At 34.6% G+C, this 434-nt stretch carries 1 protein-coding gene; it reads right to left on the bottom strand.

Annotated elements, in window-relative coordinates; genetic code table 11:
* Nucleotides 1-90 precede the first annotated feature (90 nt).
* The coding region (locus CYP05_RS01360; protein WP_141090263.1) for an autotransporter outer membrane beta-barrel domain-containing protein at nt 91-434 on the bottom strand (344 nt) is incomplete at its 5' end.

Genomic DNA, 434 nt, shown 5'->3' with positions numbered 1-434 from the left:
TACTAGCACAAAGCTTGAAAATTTAAAGAAAATTTACGGCTAAAATCTATAAAAATAAGTAAATTTAGTGGCCAAAAAGCCACTAAATTTTTAGAATCTATAAGCAAACTGAAGTTTTGCGCTACTTTGATCTTTTTTGCCAAAAGATTGTGCTATGCCAAAATTTATGAGTGTAGCATAAGTTGGCGTATATCTTAGACCGACCTCAACCTCTGAGCTTGTGCCTTTTTGAGTTAGGCTGATCTCCTCGTCTTCTTGGATCACTGCTATTTTTGACTTGGTGTTAAATTTATACTCAGCACTAATTTTTCCATAAGGATTAAATTTACCAGCATCATAGGCTATCTTTGAGTAAATTTTAGCTCTGCTTGATGTAACGCTGCTAAATTTTAATGTGCTTTGTCCGATATCTGCCTCATCGCTACCAACATAAG

The sequence above is a fragment of the Campylobacter concisus genome, from assembly GCF_002913545.1.
In the GTDB taxonomy this organism is placed as follows: Bacteria; Campylobacterota; Campylobacteria; order Campylobacterales; family Campylobacteraceae; genus Campylobacter_A; species Campylobacter_A concisus_AV.
The sequence above is the reverse complement of the archived record's forward strand: the minus strand, read 5'-3'. Positions and strand labels throughout refer to the sequence as shown.